20 protein-coding genes are annotated in these 22,799 nt (G+C 54.0%); 10 read left to right on the top strand and 10 right to left on the bottom strand.

The window, feature by feature from the left end; all coding sequences use genetic code 11:
* Positions 1-9 precede the first annotated feature (9 nt).
* Positions 10-1,488 (bottom strand): leucyl aminopeptidase, encoded by a 1,479-nt coding sequence (locus H6F67_RS16410; protein ID WP_190767698.1) that lies wholly within the window; start codon positions 1,486-1,488, stop codon positions 10-12.
* Positions 1,489-1,736: 248 nt separating this feature from the next.
* Between H6F67_RS16410 and H6F67_RS16405 the strand changes: the two genes are divergently transcribed.
* A complete protein-coding gene (locus H6F67_RS16405) occupies positions 1,737-4,544 on the top strand; it encodes a cyclic nucleotide-binding domain-containing protein (protein ID WP_190767697.1) in 2,808 nt (935 codons plus the stop codon).
* Between the two features lies 1 nt (position 4,545).
* Here the strand turns inward: H6F67_RS16405 and trpD are convergent, their stop codons facing one another.
* Both trpD and H6F67_RS16395 read right to left on the bottom strand, forming a co-directional pair.
* Positions 4,546-5,628, bottom strand: coding sequence for an anthranilate phosphoribosyltransferase (gene trpD / locus H6F67_RS16400; protein ID WP_190767696.1), 1,083 nt, complete (start codon positions 5,626-5,628; stop codon positions 4,546-4,548).
* A gap of 73 nt (positions 5,629-5,701) precedes the next feature.
* Complete coding sequence (locus H6F67_RS16395; RefSeq protein WP_313926845.1) at positions 5,702-6,820, bottom strand: DegT/DnrJ/EryC1/StrS family aminotransferase; 1,119 nt, start codon at positions 6,818-6,820, stop codon at positions 5,702-5,704.
* Between the two features lie 654 nt (positions 6,821-7,474).
* Between H6F67_RS16395 and hetR the strand changes: the two genes are divergently transcribed.
* The 3 genes from hetR (at position 7,475) to H6F67_RS16380 (ending at position 9,146) form a co-directional block, all read left to right on the top strand.
* A complete protein-coding gene (hetR, locus tag H6F67_RS16390; protein WP_190767695.1) occupies positions 7,475-8,374 on the top strand; it encodes a heterocyst differentiation master regulator HetR in 900 nt (299 codons plus the stop codon).
* A gap of 78 nt (positions 8,375-8,452) precedes the next feature.
* Complete coding sequence (locus H6F67_RS16385) at positions 8,453-8,629, top strand: 50S ribosomal protein L32 (protein WP_190767694.1); 177 nt, start codon at positions 8,453-8,455, stop codon at positions 8,627-8,629.
* Positions 8,630-8,789: 160 nt separating this feature from the next.
* Positions 8,790-9,146, top strand: a complete 357-nt coding sequence (locus H6F67_RS16380; RefSeq protein ID WP_190767693.1) for an S-layer protein — start codon at positions 8,790-8,792, stop codon at positions 9,144-9,146.
* 50 nt (positions 9,147-9,196) lie between these two features.
* Here H6F67_RS16380 and H6F67_RS16375 read toward each other — a convergent pair whose 3' ends face one another.
* Positions 9,197-10,927, bottom strand: a complete 1,731-nt coding sequence (locus H6F67_RS16375) for an ABC transporter ATP-binding protein (RefSeq protein WP_396798206.1) — start codon at positions 10,925-10,927, stop codon at positions 9,197-9,199.
* A 100-nt stretch (positions 10,928-11,027) separates the two neighbouring features.
* Between H6F67_RS16375 and H6F67_RS16370 the strand changes: the two genes are divergently transcribed.
* From H6F67_RS16370 to H6F67_RS16355, 4 genes are all read left to right on the top strand, one after another.
* A complete protein-coding gene (locus H6F67_RS16370; protein WP_242020671.1) occupies positions 11,028-11,900 on the top strand; it encodes an alpha/beta fold hydrolase in 873 nt (290 codons plus the stop codon).
* Between the two features lie 156 nt (positions 11,901-12,056).
* Positions 12,057-13,520, top strand: a complete 1,464-nt coding sequence (locus H6F67_RS16365) for an adenylate/guanylate cyclase domain-containing protein (RefSeq protein WP_190767691.1) — start codon at positions 12,057-12,059, stop codon at positions 13,518-13,520.
* A gap of 27 nt (positions 13,521-13,547) precedes the next feature.
* Positions 13,548-13,703: a hypothetical protein gene (locus H6F67_RS16360; RefSeq protein WP_190767690.1), complete on the top strand. Its 156-nt coding sequence runs from the start codon at positions 13,548-13,550 to the stop codon at positions 13,701-13,703.
* A gap of 14 nt (positions 13,704-13,717) precedes the next feature.
* Positions 13,718-14,875 carry a calcium-binding protein gene (locus H6F67_RS16355; RefSeq protein ID WP_190767689.1) on the top strand — a complete coding sequence of 386 codons (1,158 nt, stop codon included), beginning with the start codon at positions 13,718-13,720 and terminating at the stop codon, positions 14,873-14,875.
* A 57-nt stretch (positions 14,876-14,932) separates the two neighbouring features.
* On the opposite strand, the gene H6F67_RS16350 is transcribed toward H6F67_RS16355, so the two are convergent.
* The 4 genes from H6F67_RS16350 to fabG all read right to left on the bottom strand — a co-directional run bounded on the left by H6F67_RS16350 (position 14,933) and on the right by fabG (position 19,708).
* Positions 14,933-16,234, bottom strand: coding sequence for a dihydrolipoamide acetyltransferase family protein (locus H6F67_RS16350; protein ID WP_190767688.1), 1,302 nt, complete (start codon positions 16,232-16,234; stop codon positions 14,933-14,935).
* 131 nt (positions 16,235-16,365) lie between these two features.
* Entirely contained in the window at positions 16,366-16,815 is a 450-nt protein-coding gene (locus tag H6F67_RS16345; RefSeq protein WP_190767687.1) for a YlqD family protein, read from the bottom strand.
* Positions 16,816-16,875: 60 nt separating this feature from the next.
* Positions 16,876-18,780, bottom strand: coding sequence for a long-chain fatty acid--CoA ligase (locus H6F67_RS16340; protein ID WP_190767686.1), 1,905 nt, complete (start codon positions 18,778-18,780; stop codon positions 16,876-16,878).
* 181 nt (positions 18,781-18,961) lie between these two features.
* Complete coding sequence (gene fabG / locus H6F67_RS16335) at positions 18,962-19,708, bottom strand: 3-oxoacyl-[acyl-carrier-protein] reductase (RefSeq protein ID WP_190767685.1); 747 nt, start codon at positions 19,706-19,708, stop codon at positions 18,962-18,964.
* Positions 19,709-19,864: 156 nt separating this feature from the next.
* Between fabG and trxA the strand changes: the two genes are divergently transcribed.
* Both trxA and H6F67_RS16325 read left to right on the top strand, forming a co-directional pair.
* Entirely contained in the window at positions 19,865-20,182 is a 318-nt protein-coding gene (gene trxA / locus H6F67_RS16330) for a thioredoxin (protein WP_190767684.1), read from the top strand.
* A 102-nt stretch (positions 20,183-20,284) separates the two neighbouring features.
* Positions 20,285-20,887, top strand: coding sequence for an adenylate/guanylate cyclase domain-containing protein (locus H6F67_RS16325; protein ID WP_190767683.1), 603 nt, complete (start codon positions 20,285-20,287; stop codon positions 20,885-20,887).
* On the opposite strand, the gene ylqF is transcribed toward H6F67_RS16325, so the two are convergent.
* Entirely contained in the window at positions 20,875-21,756 is an 882-nt protein-coding gene (ylqF, locus tag H6F67_RS16320) for a ribosome biogenesis GTPase YlqF (RefSeq protein WP_190767682.1), read from the bottom strand. The genes H6F67_RS16325 and ylqF overlap by 13 nt on opposite strands.
* A 151-nt stretch (positions 21,757-21,907) precedes the next feature.
* Entirely contained in the window at positions 21,908-22,216 is a 309-nt protein-coding gene (locus tag H6F67_RS16315) for a hypothetical protein (protein WP_190767681.1), read from the bottom strand.
* Between the last annotated feature and the right edge of the window lie 583 nt (positions 22,217-22,799).

Below are 22,799 nucleotides of genomic sequence, written 5' to 3'. Positions count from 1 at the left end.
TCTCAAACCTCAAGCCAGATTCATCACCCAGTTCACTAATGTCCGCACGGCGAATCCGGTTGCTCCGGCACTGTTTAGCGCCGTTTCTTTATCTGTCCACACGGGACCAGCCACATCGAGGTGCGCCCAAGGTGTTTCCTGCACAAACTGCTTGAGAAACAGTGCAGCGGTAATTGCACCGCCCGGACGAGGGCCAGTATTTTTCATATCGGCCACAACGGACTTGAGGCCATCAAAATACTTTTCTTCCATCGGCATTCGCCAGAACTTTTCGCCCGCCAAATTTCCGGCTGCCAGCAGTTCGTTTGCCAAGGCATCATCGGATGTCCACATTCCGGCAATGTCGTCACCCAGCGCTACGACGCAAGCTCCCGTCAAGGTCGCCAGATCAACGATCGCATCCACGCCCAGCTTCTCAGTAAACACCAAGGCATCCGCCAGCGTCAGCCGTCCTTCTGCATCCGTGTTGTTGACTTCGATCGTTTTGCCGTTCGATGCGGTGAGAATGTCGCCCGGATGAATGGCGCGACCAGAAATCATGTTTTCCGTAACAGCACTGATGAAGTGAACCTCGACATCTGCGGGACGAACCAGAGCGATCGCTTTGGCGGCTCCCAAGGTGGCGGCGGCTCCGCCCATGTCGGTCTTCATCATTTCAATGCCGCTGCCCTGCCCTTTGATGTTCAACCCGCCGGAATCGAACGTCAGTCCTTTGCCGACGATCGCGACTTTGCGGCGCGGCGTTCCAATCGATCGATAGGTGAGGTGAATAAATTTCGGCGGCAGATCTGACGCTTGCGCCACGCCCAGAAACGCGCCCATGCCCAGCTTTTCGCAATCTTCGCGCTCCAGGATTTCAATTTCCAAATTCGACTCGCGAGCGATCGCTTCCGCCGCTTCTGCCATCGTCACCGGATTGACGATATTCGCTGGAGCCGCAACGAGTTCCCGCGCAAAGTTGACGCCAACGCAAATTTGTCGAGCCAGCGCGATCGCCGCTTCCTGGTTGCCCAGGTTCAGCAAATCAACGCGCTCCAAACTGTGGCCGCTGTCGCCCTCGGACTTGAAGCGATTGTCTTGATATAGCGCCAGTTCCATCCCTTCGACGATCGCCTGCGTACTGAGTGCAGCATCTTGATTCCACACAGGCAAATCAACGCCCAAGGTTTTCACTTTTTCGCGCTTTGCCAATCGCGCCACGCTTGCCGCCGCCCGCCGCAAACTGTTCAGCGTCAAGTTCTCCGCCTTGCCCAAGCCGACGATCGCGACTTTGCGAATTGGGCTGTTCGCGCCGACGCGAGTAATGGCGCTGCTGCCTTCTTTGCCCTTAAAGTCAATTTCGCTGATGAGTTCGGCCAGCGTTCCTGAAAGTTTTTGGTCAAGTGCGGCCAAATCGCCCGTCAGTTCGATTCCCTCTTCGGTCAAACCGATCGCCAAACAGTCGCCCGACCAGTCCAATCGTGACGTTTCAATGCCTTGAAAATCCATGCTTTTGCGTACCTATTCTGCTTGCGTATTGATTAGTCTATCGTGTGCTTCCAGATGCGTCAGGACAAGAGAATCGATCGCATCGTCCTCAAAAAATGAAATGATCAACCCTAAGAATTCTCGATGCTATGTTGCAGCATTTTATCGTTCAGCATCGTTATGATCTCAATATAAAGCGCATTCACCATAGTTATTTGTCTATATTGATTTACGTTCCGCCTTTCAGTGTCAACCAATAGGACAATTCTATGTTTGCTCAATTTCCAGAACGGCAAATGCACCTGGTTCGCTGGGTGCTGACGATCGCGTGGCTGCTCGTCATTGCCTCACTGTTCTACGATCCCTGGACGCCCGCACTCACCGAACCCAATCATCCTTGGAGTCCCTTTCGACTGCCAGAAACTTGTGTTGAAGTGCAGGGCAACTGTTTAGCAGAGCAGCCATATCCGCTGGGAGCAACAATCTTTTGGGGCGCGATCGTCCCTTCGGCAATTTTCATTTTGCTCGTCTTTGGTCACGAAGTTTGGCGGCGCATTTGTCCTTTGTCGTTTCTGTCACAAATTCCCCGTGCGATCGGCTGGCAAAGGCAGTTTAAGCGCGAGAATCCCAAAACTGGAAAAGTCCGCTATGAAATCGCCAAAGTCAAATCCGATTCTTGGCTCGGCAGAAATTATCCTTACTTGCAGTTCGGCTGGCTATTTGTTGGCTTGTGTGGACGCATTCTATTTTTTAATGCCGATCGATTCGTATTAGCTGGCTGGCTGTTGTTTACGATCGGAGCAGCGATCGCAGTCGGCTATTTTTACGGCGGAAAATCCTGGTGTCAATATTTCTGTCCGATGGCTCCTGTGCAAAAAATCTACGGTGAACCGGGCGGATTATTCAGCAGCAAAGCCCACATGAGCGATTCAACGATCACGCAATCCATGTGTCGCACCGTCCTACCCGATGGCAAAGAGCAAAGTGCCTGCGTTGCCTGCCAAAATCCCTGCATTGATATTGACGCAGAGCGATCGTATTGGGACGGCTTAAAGCAGCCTGAAGAATCATTTTTGTATTACGGCTATGTCGGTTTAGTCGTCGGCTATTTCGTCTATTACTATCTCTATGCAGGCAGTTGGAGCTATTATTTCTCTGGCGCTTGGGCAAGACAGCCCGATCAGCTTGCCTCACTGTTTGATCCGGGTTTCTATCTGTTTGGTCAGGCCATTAACATTCCAAAAATTGTGGCTGTCCCGCTAACGCTGGGACTGTTTACGGCAATTTTCTACTGGCTCGGTCGCCTCCTGGAAAAGCGCGTCAGAGCCTACACTCGTCGCCGCAAACTGAATTTATCTCCTGAAGTCATTCGCCACCGAATTTTCACCATCTGCACCTTTTTCATCTTCAACTTCTTCTTTATCTTCGCGGGTCGTCCGCTGATTCAGCTTCTTCCGATCGCGATTCAATATACTTATGATATTGGGTTAGTATCGCTCAGCACACTCTGGGCTTACAAAACTTGGCGGCGCAGTCCTGACTTATATTCGCGGGAAAGCTTGGCAAGTCGATTCCGCAAACAGCTTGAGAAATTGCAGCTTAATGTGTCGCAATTTTTGGAAGGTCGATCGATTAGCGATCTCAACACGCATGAAGTTTATGTACTTGCCAAAGTGCTTCCCGGTTTCACCAAAGAAAAGCGACATCAAGCCTATAAAGGCGTTGTTCGTGAAGCATTGGAAGAAGGCTACGTCAACTATTCCAGCAGCCTCGGTGTCCTTCAGCAAATGCGGCAGGAGTTGGGAATTACTGATGATGAACACCGTCAAGTTTTGGATGAATTGGGCATTGAAGATCCGGAATTGTTGAATCCCGATCGCCAGCGCAACCTGGAAAATCAAATCCGACTTAATGGCTATCGTCGATCGCTCGAACGGCTGATGTCACTTCAGCAACGCCAGCCCGACTTCGATCAATTCATCCAGCAAGATTCCACAGAAGTTCGCGACTTGCGTAAACAATATTCGATTACGCCACAGGAAGAAGCTTGGATCTTGAGCGGGCTTTCACCAGAAGCTGCGATCGTCCGTCGTACTGAATTCTTGATTGCCCAACTTCCTGATCTGATTGCATCCTATCGCGCTTTGAATCAGCCGATTTTGCGAGAACATCGCGCTGTGTTGATGTTGCTACGTGAAAGCATTCACCACAAAAAAGAACTGATTGCTCGCAGCATTTTAGAAGCGTTGGTGTCGCTGAAAAACGACCCGACTGCGATCGATCTGGCTCGTGCTTTCGGTCAGCTTAACTCAACTATCTTGGCAGAATTGCTAGAGGCTGAAGATTGGCGCGATCGCCTGCATCCTGAAGTTTTGCAACTGCTGACTCGAATCAACGAACAGCCCGCTGCTTGCTCGGTTGAAGCTGCGCCTGCTGAAATTCTGGTGCACCTCAAAGCATTGCTGCAAGATCAAAATCCGCTGATTCAAGCCGGAAGTTTGTTTGTAATTGCTCAGCTTGATCCGGCTGAAAGCAAAGCGATCGCCGCCAATTTCCAGCACGAATCGATCGCGCCGCTCGTGCAACAAACCGCGCAGTTAATCAGCTCTCTCGATGCTCATCCGCCGCTGACGGCTTTTCCCCAGCTAGAAAAAGTCGTGTACTTATTTAACAGCGATTTCTTCCATCGAATGCACAGCGAAACCTTGATTGCGCTGAGCGATCGCGCCAGCATTCGCAGCTACAAAGCCGGAGAAATGATTACCGAAGCGGGCGATACCTGCCGCGAGTTGCTGTTACTGGTCGAAGGTGATGCCAAAATTTACTTCCACCTTGACGATCAGGAAAAGCGAGTTGAAAGTTTGCGCCCCGGTCAAACCTTAGATGAACTGGAAGTGTTGGCGCATAGCGAAACGAAAAATACGATCGTGGCCGACAGCGAACCAACTCGAATTCTCGCCCTTCCCGTCGATACGTTCGATGATCTGCTGGATCACGACCACGATTTTGCGCGGCGCGTTTTGGAACTGGAAAGCCGTCAGCTACAGCGCTTTATTCGATCGCTCCAGCCCGCTTGACCTACGCCTGCAAGAATGACACAAGCTGCTCTAGCTTCGTCCAGCCTGCGCCCGATCGCAAAATGTCTTTCGCCATCGTCACGCCCGCCGCATAAGTCGCCGGATCGCGGGGATCGCCCGTCACCAATCCGCCGACCATCAGCGCAAGCGCGGCATTGAGGGCAACAACTTCCTGCTGAGCGGTTGTGCCGCCGCCTTGCAGGAGCGATCGCAAAATTTCGGCGTTCTCCGCTGCTTCGCCGCCGCGCAAGGCACTGGTCGGGGCAGCAGTCAGCCCGATCGACTGGGGATCGATCGCCACCGCTTGCACCTGTCCATCTGCGAGAACGGCCAGATCGGTCGGGGCAGAAAGTCCGGCCTCGTCCAGCTTTTCGCGTCCGTGCAGGACAATGGCGCGATCGCGTCCCAAAAGCTGTAGCGCCTCCGCCACCGTTCCGACGAGGGCAGAATCAAACACGCCCATCACTTGACCTGTAATCGGTAGCGGATTGAGCAGCGGCCCCAGCAGGTTAAAAATCGTGCGGACTTTTAGCGTCCGGCGAATCGGCGCGACTGATTTCATTGCCGGATGCCAGCCCTGAGCAAACAAAAAAGTAATTCCTACTTCGGGTAGGGCAGCACGGATACGATCCGGTTCAGCCGCCAAATTGACGCCCAGTGCTTCCAGGACATCTGCCGTACCAACGCGACTTGATGCTGCTCGATTGCCGTGTTTTGCGACGGGAATGCCTGCGGCAGCCGCCACAAACGCCGCTGTCGTCGAAATGTTGAACGTGGATGCACCGTCGCCGCCTGTGCCGCAGGTGTCAATTAGAGGTGTGGGAAGCTCGATTGCCGCCAGGCTGCTGGCGATCGATTGCGCTTGCAGAACTTCCGCCATGCCTGCCAGTTCACTGGCCGCAATGCCCTTAATTTGAAGCGCCGTCAAAATAGCACCGGACAACACGGGCGGAATTGATTCCATCAGCCAGCCGCGCATCAGATCTGCCGCCTGCTCGATCGACAGCGATTGGCGATCGAGCAGTTGTTGCAGCAGCAGTGACCAGTCGAGTTCAGCAGGCGCAAGCACAGAAGAATTGCTCATGGCGGGCGATCGTCCAAACAACAATTTTCTATTCTTGCCCATATTGTCTACCGTTCGGAAGAGGCTGCTCTAATTAAGAAGAGGCTGCTTCGATCAAACAGTCTTTCAGCGCGTAAACCACTTGATCTTGCTGCTCGATCGACAGTTCCGGAAACATCGGCAGCGACAGCACTTCTCGCGCCATCTGCTCGGCAATGGGAAGCTTCACCTCGGCATAATTTTTTTCATACACAGGCTGACGATGCAGCGGAATCGGATAGTACAGCATCGTATTCACGCCCTGCTGCTGAAGCTGCGATCGCACCGCATCGCGATTTTGCAGCCGAATCGTGTACTGATGCCACACGGTTTTGCCACCGGGGATCGGACGAGGTGCAATGATTCCCGGAATGCGATCGAACAGTTCGGTGTAGCGATCGGCCAGTCTTTGCCGCTGGGCATTCCACTGGTCAAGATAGCGCAGCTTAATTTGCAGAATCGCCGCTTGAACAGCATCGAGCCGACTGGTCAGGCCGATATCTTCGTGGATGTAGCGTTCGCGTTCGCCATGTGTCCGCAGCGATCGAATCTTGCGAGCAAGCTGGGGATCGCTGGTTGTCACTGCGCCGCCGTCGCCACAGGCACCCAAATTTTTCGTTGGATAAAAACTGTAGCAGCCGATGTGTCCGATGCTGCCGACTCGTTGACCGTTCCATTCTGCGCCGACTGCCTGAGCACAGTCTTCAACCACGTAGAGATTGTGGGAGCGAGCGATCGCCATCAGCCGAGCCATGTCCACAGGCTGACCAAACAGATGCACAGGCACGATCGCCTTGGTGCGTGGCGTAATTGCGGCTTCAATCAAGCTGAGATCGAGGTTGAACGTTTCCGGCTCGATATCGACAAAAATCGGAGTTGCACCCGCTGCCGTAATCACTTCTGCTGTTGCAAAAAACGAAAACGGCGTCGTGATTACTTCGTCACCTGCCTTGATCCCCAACGCTCGCAGCGCCAGAAACAAAGCATCGGTTCCAGAATTGCAGGAAACGCATTCCGCCGTGCCAATGTACTGCGCGAACTGCTGCTCGAAATTTTGCACGATCGGCCCATTAATATATTGCGCTGATGCTAAAACCGCCATCACAGCCGCATTCACTTCATCCGCGATCGATTGAAACTGTCCGACCAGATCAAGAGGGGGAATAGAATTCACGTCGTCACACCACATCAAGTTGGAAATTGCTTCAGGTGATCGCACGATCCACCCGAAACGCTGATTCTAAATTTTTACTATTATTTCCGCTTCTGTTTAGAGATGGCTGCGGCGATCGCAATGTTTCCGGCTTGATCTAAGGCAAATTTGCGATCGCTGCTTCCAGCTTCCAGCGGCAGATGGTGCTACCTCGACTTGATGAAAAACTGTAACGCCGAAACCGCAATTCTTGACGAAGTTGTCCTGATTTCTTCTCAAACCCTCTGTTGAAAGAAGTAGAACACTCAACTGGGAAGAATCTAAATGATTACTTGCATCTCAATCTTAACTCTTGGCTTGATGCTGAGCTTGACGGTTGCTCCTCATGCGGCGTTTGCAGCGAACTCACAACCCCCTTCAAACCCGCAGCCCGGAACCTCCTCGCTCTATCGAGGCAGTGGCCGCTAACGAGCCATTGTCGCCAATTCATCGCCTTTGTGCTTAATTCGGCGAAAATCGCTTTGATTTTTCAGAAATCAAGGGTGGTGAAGCCGTCTCGGATGTATCAGAATAATTTAAGCTTAGGGTGATTTGACGGATGAGTTGAGCGACAATGCTCTATTCGGTTCGCTAAGTCTTTTGTTTTCCGTGCACTCGATCGCTGCTGAGTAGAACATGACCAATGACCTCGATCTGATCAAGCGACTCAGTCCCAGCGCAATGGATCAGATCATGCTGTATCTGGCCTTTAGCGCTATGAGAACAGGCGGACATCGGCATGGCGCTTTTTTAGATGCCGCCGCCACCGCTGCCAAATGTGCAATCTACATGACCTACCTTGAGCAGGGTCAAAATTTGCGGATGACCGGACACCTGCATCACATCGAACCGAAGCGGGTCAAAGTAATTGTCGAAGAAGTGCGACAGGCGCTGACGGAAGGCAAGCTGCTGAAAATGCTCGGTTCACAAGAGCCGCGCTATCTGATTCAGCTTCCGTATGTGTGGCTGGAAAAGTATCCTTGGCAGCCAGGACGATCGCGCATCTCCGGCTCAAATCTCACAACCGATGAGCGCAAGCAGATTGAAGCCAAACTGCCGGAAAATCTGCCGGATGCCCAGTTGCTCAACGCCTTTGAGTTCATCGAGATTATTGAATTTTTGCACGCACGATCGCAAGAAGATGTGCCGATCGATCGCCAACTGCCGCTGAGTGAAGCACTGGCTGAACATATCCGCCGCCGCCTGATCTATTCCGGCACGGTGACGCGAATCGAATCGCCTTGGGGAATGCCGTTCTACGCTTTAACGCGAGCTTCGTACTCGCCAGCGGACGAAGAAGAACGCACCTACATCATGGTGGAAGATACGGCTCGCTATTTTCGCTTGATGAAAGACTGGGCAGATCGTCAGGCCAACGTGATTCGCATCTTGGAAGAATTGGATATTCCAGTCGATCGAATTGACGATGCGCTAACAGAACTTGATGAACTGCTGCGCGGCTGGGCCGATCGCTATCACGCGGAAGGCGGCTTTCCGTTCATCTTGCAAATGGTCGTCGGCCAAAAAGATTTGTAAGATTTTTGCAGAGGAACGCTAGCCTAATCTTCTGCTGATGCATTAGGATTGAAAGGTTGTAGAGTCGGCACCTCGGTCATGGCGCAGCCAAAGAAAAAGACATCAAAGTCCAAGCGAGACAAACGCAAGGCAACCTGGAAGCGCAAAGCTGCACTCCAAGCTCAAAAGGCTTTGTCGCTGGGCAAGTCGGTTTTGACTGGACGCTCTAGCAGCTTTGTGTATCCCACGCAGGAAGAGGATGAAGACGAAGAGTAAGCCAACGCAAGCTGACTCGATCGCGCTTCAAGGCAGGGTTTCACCACCCTGCTTTTTCATGGGCAAATCGGCTGAAATAAGCGTTGTGGGGAACGATCGCCACTGCTGCCCTGTCTAGAATGGAGTTTAAGCCCCCGCTGTTGCGCTCTGCTTCCTCCTCATGAAATTTCAAATCGCTTTGACCACGCTGGCGATCGCGCTGGCAAGCATTCTTCCGGCTCGCGCTCAAACTCCGGGCGATGTGCAAACCGCACCGACCGCGCGTCAAGTCCTCGAAGCCTGCCAAGCTGGACGCGCCCCGGAACTGCTGCCCAACCCTTACACCGACGTTTCACCGAGCGATTGGGCTTACACGGCAGTGATCAATATGTACTACTGCGGCGCATTCCGACAGGCCACACCCGACTCGCTGATCGACCAGCTTGCAGGCGATCGGCCTCAATCTCGAACGCCGCTGCCTGATGCGTCTTCGCAAGCAGGACAGGGCGTAACCGAGTGGGTGCCGCTTCGCCAATAGTCGCGGCACAACAGTAGCGGGCAAAGGGCAGGCGGTTTCGACCCCAGCCCTCACGAAAACTGCTGAGCGTAAAATCTGGCGTAGCGATCGCCATTCCTCAAAAGCTCCTCGTGCGTTCCGGATTCAACAATTTGCCCTTGCTCAACAACCAAAATGCGATCGGCACGGCGGACGGTGGCAAGGCGATGGGCAATGATGAACACGGTGCGATCGATCATTAGTCGCTCTAGCGCTTGCTGAACCAGCAGTTCCGATTCGGAATCGAGCGCACTTGTGGCTTCATCGAGAATCAGAATGCGCGGATTGAGCAGGACGGCACGGGCGATCGCAATTCGCTGTCTTTGTCCGCCCGATAGATTCACGCCGCGCTCACCCACCCAGGTTTGATAGCCATTGGGAAACTGCGAGATGAACTGATGCGCGTTCGCCACTTTTGCCGCCTGCTCGACCTGAGCGCGATCGAACTGTGGTTGACCAAACGCGATATTTTGCGCGATCGTCCCGGAAAACAACACGGTTTCCTGCGGCACAATTCCGATCTGTCGGCGTAGACTCCGCAAAGTCACTGATTGAATATCCACACCATCAATCAGAATTTGTCCGGCCTGCGGATCGTAAAAGCGCGGCAGTAAATTTACCAATGTGGTTTTTCCGGCTCCGGATGCGCCGACAAGGGCGATCGCTTCGCCAGGAAACGCCAGCAGGCTCACCTGTCGCAAAATCGGGCGATCGCTTTGATAGGCAAAGCTGACGTTGCGATATTCGACTTTGCCTGTAACGGGCGGCAGCGGCACGGCGTTGGAGCGTTCCACGACGCTCGGCGCAATTGCCAGCAGTTCAAAGACGCGATCGCTCGATGCTTCGCCCTGCTTGAATTCGTTGTAGTTGTCGGTCAGGTGGGCGATCGGATCGATCAAAAGACCAACAGCGGCGACATAGCTGCCGAATTCCTTCCCGGTCAGATTGCCCTGTGAAATTTGCCAGCCGCCCAACAGCAACAGCAGCAAGACGCTGAGCGCATACAAAAAGCCGACGACCGGAAACTGCACGGCTCTGAGCCAAGCCGCTTGGTATTTTGCCTGGCGATTGTGTTCCGCAGCTTGAGCGAATCGATCGACCTCATAGTCTTCTGCCGCAAACGCCCGCACCAAACGAATTCCGCTAAACACCTCGGTCAGCAAAGAAGAAAGATCCGAGACAAGATTTTGGCTGCGGCGCGAAAAATGCAGCATTCGATCGCCAAACCAGCCGATGATCACGCCCAACAGCGGCGCAGCGATCAAGCTTGCGAGGGTAAGCTGCCAGTTGAGATAGATCATGTAGCCAAAGACGACGATTAATTGCAGCACGCAAGGCACAAAGTCGTGAAACACCTTGTTGACGACTTCCCCAATGCGATCGACATCTTCCGTCAAGCGATATGACAAATCTCCGGTTTGTGTCGTCTCAAAGTAGCTCAGGTCGAGCGTTTGCAGATGTCGGTAAATTCGCTTGCGGACGTTGAGCGCGATCGCCAGTGCCGCCTTCGCCATCAGCGCATCTTGGCCGTATTGCGCCAGCTTTTGCACGAGGAAGCAAGCCGCCGTAATCCCCGCTAGTCGCGCCAGCGTTGGAACATCGCCTTGCACCAGTGCGCCCAGCAGTTCGCCCGCCAGCCACGCCAGCAGCGGCCAAAAGGCGGTAAACACGCAGGTACACAGCAAGGCCAGCCCGATCGTTTGCCGTTGCGTTTGTAAAAACGGCAGCAGTTGCCGATAGCTCGATCGAAATCGTTTCAAGATGCGTCACACCAAACTTGTGTTGCTAGCGTATCAAGTTTTCGATCGAGCCAAGGCATTGCCCAATATGTCAAGCTGAGGAATCAACTTCAATCTCAAACGCTTGCACCTTCATCAGCATTTAACTCAGCCCGATTCGATCGCGCTGGTCAATCAGATGCGCTGGCAGTCGATCGCGCTTCCTGACGGTGCAGCCGTTCGCACCTGCTTTGTTCAGCAAGGGCGGCAAGGCTGTGCCTCTGAGTATGCGATCGTCTTACTGCACGGATTTGACAGTTCCTTGCTGGAGTTTCGAGCGATTCTGCCGCGACTGGCGCAGCACTGTTGCGTTTGGGCGATCGATCTGCTGGGGTTTGGCTTTAGTGCTCGTCAGCCGCAGATGCAGGTCAATCCGATTCGCATCCGGCAGCATCTTTTCCAGTTTTGTCAGCAAATCGAACAGCCGATCATTCTGGTTGGCGCGTCGATGGGCGGTGCGGTGGCGATCGATTTTGCCTTGCATCATCCCGAACGAGTGGAAGCGATCGGGCTAATTGACAGCGTTGGATTTTCTGGCAGCGTCGCCGGAGAGTGGTTGCCACCGATGCTCGATCGTCCGGCGACCGGATGGCTGCGACTGCGAAAGCGGGCGGCACTGGAAGCAGCAGTGTTGAGCGGAAATATCATTTTGGCAGATGCGATCGCTTGTGCGCTGCTGCATCAGGAATTGCCGTATTGGGCAGATGCGATCGCATCCTTTACACGCAGCGGCGGCTATGGATATCTGGCTCAGCAAATTTCCCAAGTTGCTCATCCCACATTGATTTTGTGGGGAACAAACGATGATGTGTTGGGCACGGCAGACGCCAAAAAATTTGAGCAGGCGATCGATCGCAGTCAGCTTCAGTGGTTGCCCTGCGGTCATTTGCCGCATTTGGAGCAGCCGGAGGCTGTAATTTACAAAATCTTGACTCTGTTCGCCATTGCCAAAAGATAGAATTATCAGATACTGATCGGAAAGAAATTTTTCCGAAAATTTGCGGTTCTTGGCGGTTCGATCGATTCGGGCGCTGTAGAGTCACTTAACAAAAGCGGAAAGCCGCGTTTCGCTTTTGACCAGGTAAGGACTGTGATTGATCTTATCCCTGTGCCTATGAGCAGTGAACCGCTCGATCGCCCTGGCGACGTTTTGATCATTGATGATGTGTCTGCAAATCTGCGCTTGCTGTCGGATATTTTGACGCTCAAAGGCTATCGCGTCCGCGCAGTCACCAGCGGTCAGATGGGGCTGCTGGTCGCACAAACTGAGCCGCCAGAATTAGTGTTGCTCGACATCTCAATGCCAGAGATGAATGGCTATCAAGTGTGCCAGCAGCTCAAGGCTGATCCCCGCACGCACGACATCCCCGTGATTTTCATCAGTGCGATCGGCGAAACGGGCGACAAGGTGAAAGCCTTTCAGGTTGGCGGTGTGGACTACATCACCAAGCCGTTTCACGTGGCCGAAGTGCGATCGCGCGTCCAAACGCATCTGACGATCTATCGCTTGCAGCAGCAGTTGCAAACCCAAAACGCCCGCCTCAAAGTCGCGGAAGCGAAATTTCACAGCATTTTTGACAACTGCCTGGACGGAATTTTTCAGATCACACCGCAAGGCCGCTACCTCAGCGCCAATCGCGCTCTAGCCGGAATTTATGGCTACCGTTCGCCGGACGCCATTTTGAGCGACGATCGCGACTGGAACAACGATTTTTATGTGCGAGCGGGACGGCGCGACGAACTGCGATCGTATCTGCGCCGCTACGGGCAAGTATCGGATTTTGAGTCGCAAATTCATCGCAAAGATGGCAGCAAAATTTGGATTTCTGAAAGCGTCCGCGCCATTTACGATGACGAAGGTGAACTGCTCTACTACGAAGGATCGGTGCAAGACATTACCGATCGCAAACAAATGGAAACCGAACTGCGTAAGCAGCGGCAAGAAACTGAACGCCTGCTGCTGAGCTTGCTGCCGCAGTCGATCGCCGAACGCCTCAAGCACAAACCGCCTGCGGAAACGATCGCCGATCACTTTGATGCAGCAACGGTGCTGTTTGCCGATGTGGTCAACTTTACGCGACTGTCTCAAGAAATTGCGCCCGCAGAACTCGTCGAACTGCTCAACCAAATTTTTTCGCAGTTCGATCGCGTCGCGGCAGATCACGACCTCGAAAAAATCAAAACGGTAGGCGATGCCTACATGGTGGCCGGAGGCATTCCCACGCCGCGCCCTGACCACTGCACGGCGATCGCAGACATGGCGATTGCGATGCAGCAAATTATTGCTCAGGTGCGATCGCCCAATGGCAATGATTTGCAGTTACGCATCGGCATCAGTACTGGCCCTGTGATTGCAGGCGTAATCGGCAAGCAAAAAATCGCGTATGACCTCTGGGGCAATACGGTCAATTTTGCTAGCCGCATGGAGTCGCAGGGTGCTCCGGGCAAAATTCAAGTCTGCGCTCAAGCTTACGATCGCCTCCGCTGCGACTACGAGCTTCAGCCGCGCGGCATCATTTCGATCAAAGGCATCGGCGAGCAAATGACCTACTGGCTCGAAGGCAAAAAAGGGCAGTAAAGCTAGCAGCAAACGAGCGATTTTGAATTGCTCGAATTGCTCGAACTGACGTTTCTCAACACTTCGGGTGAAGTCGATCGCCCAGTTTGGCATCTCCAAACATTCCGCCTCGAAAGCTTCATCGTGCCCTCACCTAACGCCCCAAACCGCAGTGCTAGCGTTGGGGACGAGACGATTTGTTAGAGAGAGCAACAGCAATGACGGCGATTATCGGCACCGCATCCAACGATGTGCTGTTTGGGACGGGAGGAGATGACTACTTTGACGGCAAAGCGGGTGAAGATGCCTTCAACGGCAGCTTTGGCAACGACACCTATCTCGTCATCAATCCGGGCACGGTGATCATTGAATATCCCAGAGAAGGCTTTGATAAAGCGATCGTTTCTTTTGACTACACGCTGCCCGATAACGTCGAGAACCTTGATTTGGAAGCTGGCATTTTCGGCAGAGGCAATCGCTTCAACAACCTGCTCGAAGGCAATCGATCGAACAACGTCCTCAAAGGAGTCAGCGGTCGCGATATTCTCTACGGCTTTGACGGCAACGATACGCTTGACGGGGGTGGCGGCAACGATCGCCTGTTTGGAGGCGGCGGCAGAGATACGTTAATTGCAGGCGACGGGTACGACGAACTAGATGGCGGCAGCGGCAACGATACCTACATCGTCCAAAGCTACAGCTTCAAAATCATCGAGCAGCGGACGGGACGATCGAAAGACACGCTCAGAATTCCCCTGAATTACACGCTGGAAAAAACCGGAATCGAAAATTTGGTATTGCTCGGTCGCGCTCGGTTTGGCACGGGCAGCGCGGGCGACAACACCATCAGCGGCAATCGCTTCGGCAATGTGCTGTCTGGACTGGAAGGCAACGATTCGCTGCTGGGCGATCGCGGCAGTGACATTCTCTATGGCAATCAGGGCAACGATTTGCTGCGCGGCGGCAGCGGCGACGATCAGCTTTACGGCCAAAATGGAAACGATCGCCTGCTGGGTGAGCAAGGTAACGATCAGCTTGTGGGCGAAAGCGGCAACGATATTCTGAACGGCTGGGGCGGCGGCAAACTCGAACGCGATCGACTCACAGGCGGCGAGGGAGCCGATCGCTTTGTGATCGGGCAAAGCTTAACGGACAGTGCCTATCTCGGATCGGGCTACGCCACAATCGTCGATTTCGATCGATCCGAGCGCGACCAGATTCAAATCGGTGCTCCGCTCAACCGCTACAGGCTGGTCAACCGCAATTCGATCGGAGAGGCAAAGGCCGACACCGCCATTTATAAAGGCCGAGATTTGATTGCGATCGTTCAGGATGCCAAACTATCGCGTCGCGATTTCATTGTGGCGTCTCTTTGATCTGTGGCGATCGGCTCAACTGCGATCGCCACAACCCTCTCAAAATTCAAAAGCAAGCTACAGCGTCAACGATTGCGGATCGGTTTCAATCAGCTTCGCTAAGTCTTGCAGGAAGGCGGCAGCATCGGCTCCATAGATGATCCGGTGATCGCACGTGATGTTCACCTGCATTTGCTGCTTGACGCCCATCATGCCGTCTTTGGTGGCGACCACTTGCGGACGCGATGCACCGATCGCCAAAATTGAGCCTTGTCCGGGTGGCAGAATCGCGTCGAATCGATCGACCCCAAACATGCCCAGATTGGACAGCGTGAAAGTTCCCGTGCTGTATTCGTCGGGCTGAAGCTGCTTGCTGCGGGCGCGATCGACCAGATCTTTCCAACTGCGCGAGAGCGAATAGATGTCCATCTGGTCAGCCTGCCGCAGCACCGGGGTAATCAGCCCACCATCCGGCATCGCAACGGCAACGGCGATATTGATTTCGCCACTGTACTGAATGCCTTGATCGGTGTATCCAGCGTTGACGATCGGATGTTTCTGCAACGTCACAGCGACGGCTTTCGCTAGCAGTCCGGTCATCGTCACGCCCTTGGACTTGATTTGCTTGTAGAGCGCGTTGAGGTTGTCCGTCGTGATCGTGTAGCCGACGTGGAACGTGGGAACCTGCAAGCTTGCCATCATGTTGCGGACGACGGCTTGCTGCAAAGTGTTGAGCGGCTTCACCTGACCAGGAGCGACTGGAGCAGGCGCAGGCGGACGAGCGGCAACTGGAGCGGGGGCAGGCGGTGGAGGCGCAACCGGGGCGGGTGGCGGGACAGGCACAGGGGGTGCGGAAGTTTTGCCTGCGGCGGCTTCGATGTCTTCCGCAACGATGCGACCATGTGGGCCGCTGCCTTGAATGCCTGCGAGATCGATTTTGAGTTCTTTGGCGAGTTTGCGAGCGCGGGGAGATACGATCGTTCGTCCGCTGCTCGCTCCATTACTGGCTCCATTGCTCGTTCCGTTTTGGGCGACTGCGGCGGCGGATTCTTGGACAGCAGGTTCGCTGGCAGCAGTGGCTTCTTGCACGGCAGCGGCGGCGGGTGCGCTGGCTTTTTGCTTGGCGGTTTCGATTTCGGCTTCGGTTTCGGCAACGAGGGCGATCGCCTCCCCAACTGGAGCCGACTGGCCTGCCTCGACGATAATCGTTGCCAAATAGCCTTCATAGAACGATTCCACGTCCATGTCGGCCTTGTCGGACTCGACAATCACGACGGTTTCGCCTTTTTCGATTTTGTCTCCGGGCGATTTTGTCCAGGAGACGATCTTGCCTTCGGTCATGGTGGAACTGAGGGCAGGCATGAAAACTTCGTGAATCATGGAGCGGCTTTCCGAGTCAGTAATTAAGAGAGATACCAGTCAGATATTCTACATCGGTTGGAGACGGCAAAATGTGCGATCGATCGCATTTTGCGATTGAATGCTTCTCCTAAAAGGTAGATTGTGGAGCGCTAAACGTCGCCGCGAATTTCCTGCACAATGCCGTCACGCAGCAAAATTTCGACCTGCATTTTGCGAATCAGGTTGTCGCCCGCTTCAACGCGAAAGAAACTTTCGACCTGAAACTGATTGACTTCCTGGTCGAGTTCCAAAAGCTGTACCTGCTGAAGCTGCTGCAAGATCTGATTTTTCTTTTCGAGCAGTTCGCTTTTCTTTTGGTTGACCTGAAGCTGAATGTTGCTGACCTGCTGCGTCACAGCCGGATCGTTCGGCTGCGGACTTTGCCGTTGAATTTCGGCGGCCATGCGCTGACCTTGCCCGTCGAGCTGCTGAAGCTGCGAGTCAAGCTGATTGATTTGCGCCTGTAGCTGCTGCTGCACCTCTGCTTTCCAGCGATCCGTCACAACAGCTTTCACATTAACGGCTCGCTTCAGAAGCAAATGAGGTTTTGTGACTTCCATGACTGCGTTTGCAAGAGATTGAAAAGAATCGATCGCCCTTAAACGCCTGTTAATTCAGGCTCAGGCGAACATCTCGTCAATCATATCGCGATAGCGCTCCATCACAACTTGGCGGCGAATCTTTAGCGTCTGCGTCATCATGCCGTTTTCCATCGTGAAGGGTTCGGTGAGAATGCGGAAAACGCCGATGCGATCGTCCCCTCGATATCCCGGTCGATTCTTGACTTCGCGCAACAGTTCTCGCTTGAAAAGCTCTTGCACCTGCGGACTGCTCAGCGTCAGTCCGGTTTGACCATCTTCACTCAGTTCGGTTCCCTGCTCGATCGCCCACACCTTCAAAGCCTCGATATTCGGAACAATCAAAGCACCGAGCGATCGCTCATCCTGTCCCACCAGCATGATTTGATCGATATACGGGCTGCGGAGGCAGGCATTTTCGATCGGCTGTGGCTCAATATTTTCACCGTTCGAGAGGACGATCGTATCTTTGGCGCGTCCGGTAATCACCAGATCATCTTGCTCAGTCACCAGGCCAAGATCGCCGCTGTCGAACCAGCCGTCGCGATCGATCGCCTTGGCCGTTGCTTCGGGATTTTTGTAGTAGCCCTGCATGATCTGCTGTCCGCGCAGCAGCACAACTCCGCGCTGTCCGGGCGGCAGGGGATGGCGCGTTTCGACATCCACAATTTTCGTTTCGGTGTGTGGAATGGGCTGCCCGTCTGCCCCGCGCAGATTTCGCCAGGGTCGGCGGACATGCGTGACGGGCGAAGTTTCGGTCAAGCCATAGCCGCCCAAGATCGGAATGCCAACGATTTCGTAGAAGTCTTCCAGGTAGTCTGCGATCGAGCCGCCGCCGCTGACAATGAACTTTAGCTGGCCGCCCGTTGCCGCCCGCACTTTGCCGTAGACGATGCGATCGCCCAGCTTGTGCAGCGGCCACAAGACGATCATTTGAATCGTGGCAACGATGCGATCGATTGCGGAAGGATGCAGATTGCTCAGATTCAGATTTTGAACGACGCGACGGGCGCAGACATAGCGCTGGCTGATTTTGAAGAAGCGATCGATTAGCTTTTGCTTGCTCAAAGGCTGGTCGCGAAAGGTTTTTTGCACACCTTCATACACCGATTCCCAAATGCGCGGCACGCTCACCATGTAGTAGGGCTGGAAGTTTTTCAAGTCCTGTTTGACATAGCGAATGTTCGTGTAAATCTGCGTACAGCCGCGCGAAAAGATGAAATATTCAAACGATCGCTCGTAGCTGTGCCAGATCGGAAGAATGCTCAAAACGCGCTCTCCCGGCAGCGGCTGAGCAACAGCGGGAATATTTTCTACCTGCGAAAGCAAATTGCCGTGACTGAGCATCACGCCCTTCGGCTGGCCGGATGTACCGGAGGTGTACATCAGCGTCGCGAGGTCTTGGCGCGTCCGGGGTGCGGGCTGGAGCGGCTGCGATCGCCCCAGTTCGATCAGTTGGGAGAAATTCAGGATTTTGGCGGAATGAGTAGCGGTGGGCGTTTCGTCGCTGAGCAGGACGATGAACCGGAGGGGGAGGCGATCGATTTCTGCGCCCAATTTCTTCAGCGTCGCTTGGTCTTGCACGACGAGGGCAACGCTGTCGCTGTGTTCGAGGATGAACAGGAGTTCCGATCGATCGGCTTGTGTTCCGCGAACGGCATCCGCCGCACCTGCCGTCATGATGCCTTGATCGGCAATCAGCCAGCGCGGACTGTTATCGGCAAACAGCGCCACGTGATCGCCTGCCCGGATGCCCATCGCCTGCAAACCAGCCGCAAACCAGCGCATCTGCTCGTACAGTTCGCGATAGGTCAGCGTCATTGGCGGCTGACTGTGCGGATCTTGAACGGCTACCACGTCGGCAACGTCGGCTCGCTGCGCCAAGCGCGGCCAAATTTCGGGAATCGATTGGGCTGTGCTGTAATCGAAGTCGCTCGAAGTTGTCATCACTATTTCTCCGCAAGACCGCTATGAAATAGTGTGACTTACGAAGGATGCAGAATAGCGATCGCAGTATTGAAAATTTTTGACTGTCACAATCGATCGAGTCGCGAGAAAATATCCTGTGCGGCTCGGTTCCCTCCTTTTTTATGGGGTTGGGGAGGATCAATGCCTTTTCATACACACCCTAGGCCATCACCATGCCACCATCAATGTTGAACACCTGTCCGGTGATGTAGGCAGCGGCAGGATCGGCGGCAAGAAACTGTACCAGTCCGGCGACTTCTTCGGGTTGGCCGTAGCGTCCGAGTGGAATGAACTTGAGAATATCGTCGGCTTTGACATCGTGCGTCATGTCCGTCGCGATGAAGCCGGGCGCGACGGCATTGACGGTAATTGCACGGCTGGCAAGCTCTTTGGCGATCGACTTGGTAAATCCAATCACGCCCGCTTTGGCCGCACTGTAGTTGGCCTGTCCGGGATTGCCCATCAAGCCGACGACCGAAGTGATGTTGACAATGCGCCCGGATTTTTGCTTCAGCATGATCTTGCTGATGGCGCGGGTGCAAAGAAATACGCCTGTCAAGTTCAGGTCAATCACCGCTTGCCAATCGTCCGGCTTCATCCGCAGCAGCAGCGTATCTTTGGTGATTCCGGCATTGTTCACCAAAACGTCGATTCGTCCCCATTTTTCCATCACGCCATTGACCAGCGCATCCACCTGATCGGCCTGAGACACATCGGCTTGCAGCGCGATCGACTGGCCGCCCATCTCGGCAATTTTGCCCACCACTTCTTCTGCCGCGCCGCTTGAACTGGCATAGTTGACGGCGACTTTTGCGCCCTCGGTTGCCAGTGCAAGCGCGATGGCGCGACCGATGCCGCGAGATGCTCCGGTGACGATCGCAACTTGATTTTGCAGACGTGAGTTCATGGGAAAGTTGGGAGTCGAAAGTCGAGGGTCGAAAGTTGAAAGTTGGGAATTAGCGAATCCGCAATACCCCAACAATCTTAAGGCATTTGGGGATCGCGGCAGGTTGGAAAATTTTTGCACTAGGATTGGGGCAGCAACAATTTCCTCAAAATATTTATGGCAACCAAAAAGGAATTTGCGACGTTTCAAGAAATGATCGAGGGCAGCGATCGCCCCTTGCTGATTGATTTCTATGCGCCTTGGTGCGGTCCCTGTCAGATGATGGCAAAGATTTTGGAACAGGTGAACGCTCAAATGCACGATCGCCTTCAGGTGGTGAAGATCAACACGGACAACTACCCCGACTTGGCAACGCAGTACGGCATTCAGGCGTTGCCGACCTTGGTGCTGTTTAAGCAGGGTCAACCTGTAAAGCGGATTGAGGGCGTTGTGCCTGTCGATAAGCTGATTGAGCATTTGCAGTCGATCGTCTAGCAATCGTCTAGCAAGTGCTGAAGTCAAGCGGAACCATCCCTTTGCTGAAAATTGTGCGGAAGCAGGGAATAACTAAATTGCTTTGTTTCCGCATCGATTTGCATGACTTACTCAAAAGCCGATCTCGATCGCCTCTTGCGCTTACGCAACGAACAGCCCGAAGCCACAGATGCGATCGACGCCCAAATTTACCAGCAGTTCTTGCAGACGCACGCCGTTCTTGTGCTGGATATGGCTGGATTTTCGCGGCTGACGATTCGCTACAGCATCATTCACTTTTTGGCGATGGTGCAGCGGCTCGCCTCGATCGCCATTCCTGTGATCGAGCAGCACCAAGGCCAAACGGTGAAGCGCGAAGCCGACAATCTCTTCGCGATTTTTGACAGCGTGACCGATGCGATCGACTGCGCGATCGCGATTCAGGCGCGACTGGCTGCTGTGAATGTGCATTTGCCAGACGCGCAAGATCTACATGCGGGCATTGGCATTGGCTATGGCGATGTGCTGCGGGTGGGCGATAACGATTTATATGGCAGCGAGATGAATTTGGCCTGCAAGCTGGGTGAAGATCTGGCGCGATCGGGTGAAATTTTGCTGACCGAAGCGGCTTATCGGCAGGTGCAGCATGAAGGGCGGCAGTGGGAACCGCTGACCGTTTCCATTTCTGGGCTTGACCTAATCACCTACAAGCTTCAAGTCGGTTGAACGATCGATTCGGCGGGCTGCAACGGCAACTCCAGCGGCAGTGCGCCAAGATTGCCTTTGCGAAAATCGTTGAGCAGTTGACGTGCCGATCGCTCCACATCGCCCTGATAGCGGTGGTCGGCCAAATCGCGGATGTAGCTTTCTCCCGTCAGATGGGTCGGATCGAGGCCATAGCGCGATCGCAGTGCTGCCCCGACATTCATTCCAGCCGGAAGCTGATTGAGCAAATCGATCAAGCTAGCAGCAACGCGCTGATTATCATACGATGCCTCGCCAATGTCGTCACAGATTGCCAGCTTCAGTGCCGCCTGCTGGTCGTTGAGACGCGAGGGCAAAACGCCCGGAGCATCGAGCAGTTCAAGCTGGTCAGAAATCCGAATCCAGCGCAGTTGTCGTGTGACGCCGGGACGCCGAGCGCTTTCGACCACGCGCCGATTCAGCAGGCGGTTAATCAAAGCAGACTTGCCAACGTTGGGAAAGCCAATCACAACGGCTCGCACCGCACGAGGCAACATGCCGCGATCGCGCCTGCGCTGATTCATTTGCTCGCCTGCAATTTTGGCGGCTTGGGCAACTGCGGCAACGCCTTTGCCGTGCTGCGCTTCAGTGAAATAGGCGGTTTCACCTTGCGCGGCAAACCAGTCGATCCATTTTTGATGCAGTGAGGGGGGAATCATGTCGAGCCGATTCAGCACCAAGACGCGGCCTTTGTTGCCGACCCACTGATCGATTTGCGGATGCTTGGTCGTCAGCGGAATGCGAGCATCGCGCACTTCCAGCACCACGTCTACCCGCTTAAGCTGCTCCTGTAGGGCGCGTTCGGCTTTGGCAATGTGGCCGGGATACCACTGAATGGGCGGTGAACTCATGCGGATGCGGAGAAAAAGATTCGTTTCTATCGTAGCGGTGAGTTGCGATCGCCGTTTGCAAATCCAAGTTCAGCCGCATCTTTCAGCCGATCGAGCGGAAATTCCCCAATGCTTCAAAATCACGGAATTCTCAGCATTGGGGAAAGCGCGATCAGGGCAAATCGAAGTCGTCGGCCTGAAGCGGAACGCGCTTGGTCAACATCCGCATGAACTCACCCGGATTCGGCGTCGGAATTAGCTGCGTCCATTCGCTGGAGTGCGCGATGTTCGATCGATGCAGCAGTCGCACAAATCGATTGACGACCGGACGCGAGCCGACAGCCAGCAGGCGCAGCACTTCCGGGTCATACACGGGCGGCAGCGCGATCGGGCGCGGCGGTTCCGGTTCAAGCGGGATGAGGCGATCGGGCGGAAATTCAAACGGCTCGATCGCCTCGTAGTCTTCGTATTCGTAGGTCATTCGATTGTCTCCAGTCGGTGAGCATAGAAGAATGCAGGGGCAGACCGCACCTGCCCGCTGCACTACCGCCTCCATGCACAACGAAGCCGCCTCACTGCGACAGCAAGACGGCCAGCAGATACAATCGAAGCTAGCCTTCAGGCTGGACAGATCAGTTTTGAGGGTTAGTTCCTTGGGTGTGTGTCCGCACTCCCTTGGAACGCTTCGGCGCATCAGAAAAAGCGATAACTGAGGCTACAACGCCTGGAAAAATTTTGCAAGCGTGTGGGGGCGATCGTGCTTCCCGGAACAAATCAGCTTCGCTGGCCGCGCAGCTTGCGGAACGGTATCAAGCTGAGGCGACAACTAAGAAAAGTGAACATTTCGGCCTAATCACCTCCAGCAGCATACTATGCGGAAAGGTTCGGCATAATTACCAAAATTAGGATGTTATGCAGAATGTTTCTGCATATTCACCCGTTACGGGATCTTACAGCAATCCTAAATAGGAGATGAACAGTAGCCGTACATAAATGCTTTGGCAAAAGCAAAGGTTTGACAATGTGTGACTAATTGAAACAGAAACTTGACCGACCCAAATCTT

This window comes from Microcoleus sp. FACHB-1515, assembly GCF_014696105.1.
GTDB lineage: Bacteria > Cyanobacteriota > Cyanobacteriia > Elainellales > Elainellaceae > JAAUTJ01.
Note: the sequence above shows the minus strand (reverse complement) of the source record. Positions and strands in the feature narration are given on the sequence as shown.

Coding starts and splice junctions, on each gene's coding strand:
- H6F67_RS16350 (WP_190767688.1), bottom strand. CDS start 16,234: ATGATTCACGAAGTTTTCATGCCTGCCCTCAGTTCCACCATGACCGAA.
- fabG (WP_190767685.1), bottom strand. CDS start 19,708: ATGAACTCACGTCTGCAAAATCAAGTTGCGATCGTCACCGGAGCATCT.
- H6F67_RS16340 (WP_190767686.1), bottom strand. CDS start 18,780: ATGACAACTTCGAGCGACTTCGATTACAGCACAGCCCAATCGATTCCC.
- H6F67_RS16405 (WP_190767697.1), top strand. CDS start 1,737: ATGTTTGCTCAATTTCCAGAACGGCAAATGCACCTGGTTCGCTGGGTG.
- H6F67_RS16315 (WP_190767681.1), bottom strand. CDS start 22,216: ATGACCTACGAATACGAAGACTACGAGGCGATCGAGCCGTTTGAATTT.
- ylqF (WP_190767682.1), bottom strand. CDS start 21,756: ATGAGTTCACCGCCCATTCAGTGGTATCCCGGCCACATTGCCAAAGCC.
- H6F67_RS16365 (WP_190767691.1), top strand. CDS start 12,057: ATGAGCAGTGAACCGCTCGATCGCCCTGGCGACGTTTTGATCATTGAT.
- trxA (WP_190767684.1), top strand. CDS start 19,865: ATGGCAACCAAAAAGGAATTTGCGACGTTTCAAGAAATGATCGAGGGC.
- hetR (WP_190767695.1), top strand. CDS start 7,475: ATGACCAATGACCTCGATCTGATCAAGCGACTCAGTCCCAGCGCAATG.
- H6F67_RS16385 (WP_190767694.1), top strand. CDS start 8,453: ATGGCGCAGCCAAAGAAAAAGACATCAAAGTCCAAGCGAGACAAACGC.
- H6F67_RS16380 (WP_190767693.1), top strand. CDS start 8,790: ATGAAATTTCAAATCGCTTTGACCACGCTGGCGATCGCGCTGGCAAGC.
- H6F67_RS16345 (WP_190767687.1), bottom strand. CDS start 16,815: ATGGAAGTCACAAAACCTCATTTGCTTCTGAAGCGAGCCGTTAATGTG.
- trpD (WP_190767696.1), bottom strand. CDS start 5,628: ATGAGCAATTCTTCTGTGCTTGCGCCTGCTGAACTCGACTGGTCACTG.
- H6F67_RS16325 (WP_190767683.1), top strand. CDS start 20,285: ATGACTTACTCAAAAGCCGATCTCGATCGCCTCTTGCGCTTACGCAAC.
- H6F67_RS16355 (WP_190767689.1), top strand. CDS start 13,718: ATGACGGCGATTATCGGCACCGCATCCAACGATGTGCTGTTTGGGACG.
- H6F67_RS16410 (WP_190767698.1), bottom strand. CDS start 1,488: ATGGATTTTCAAGGCATTGAAACGTCACGATTGGACTGGTCGGGCGAC.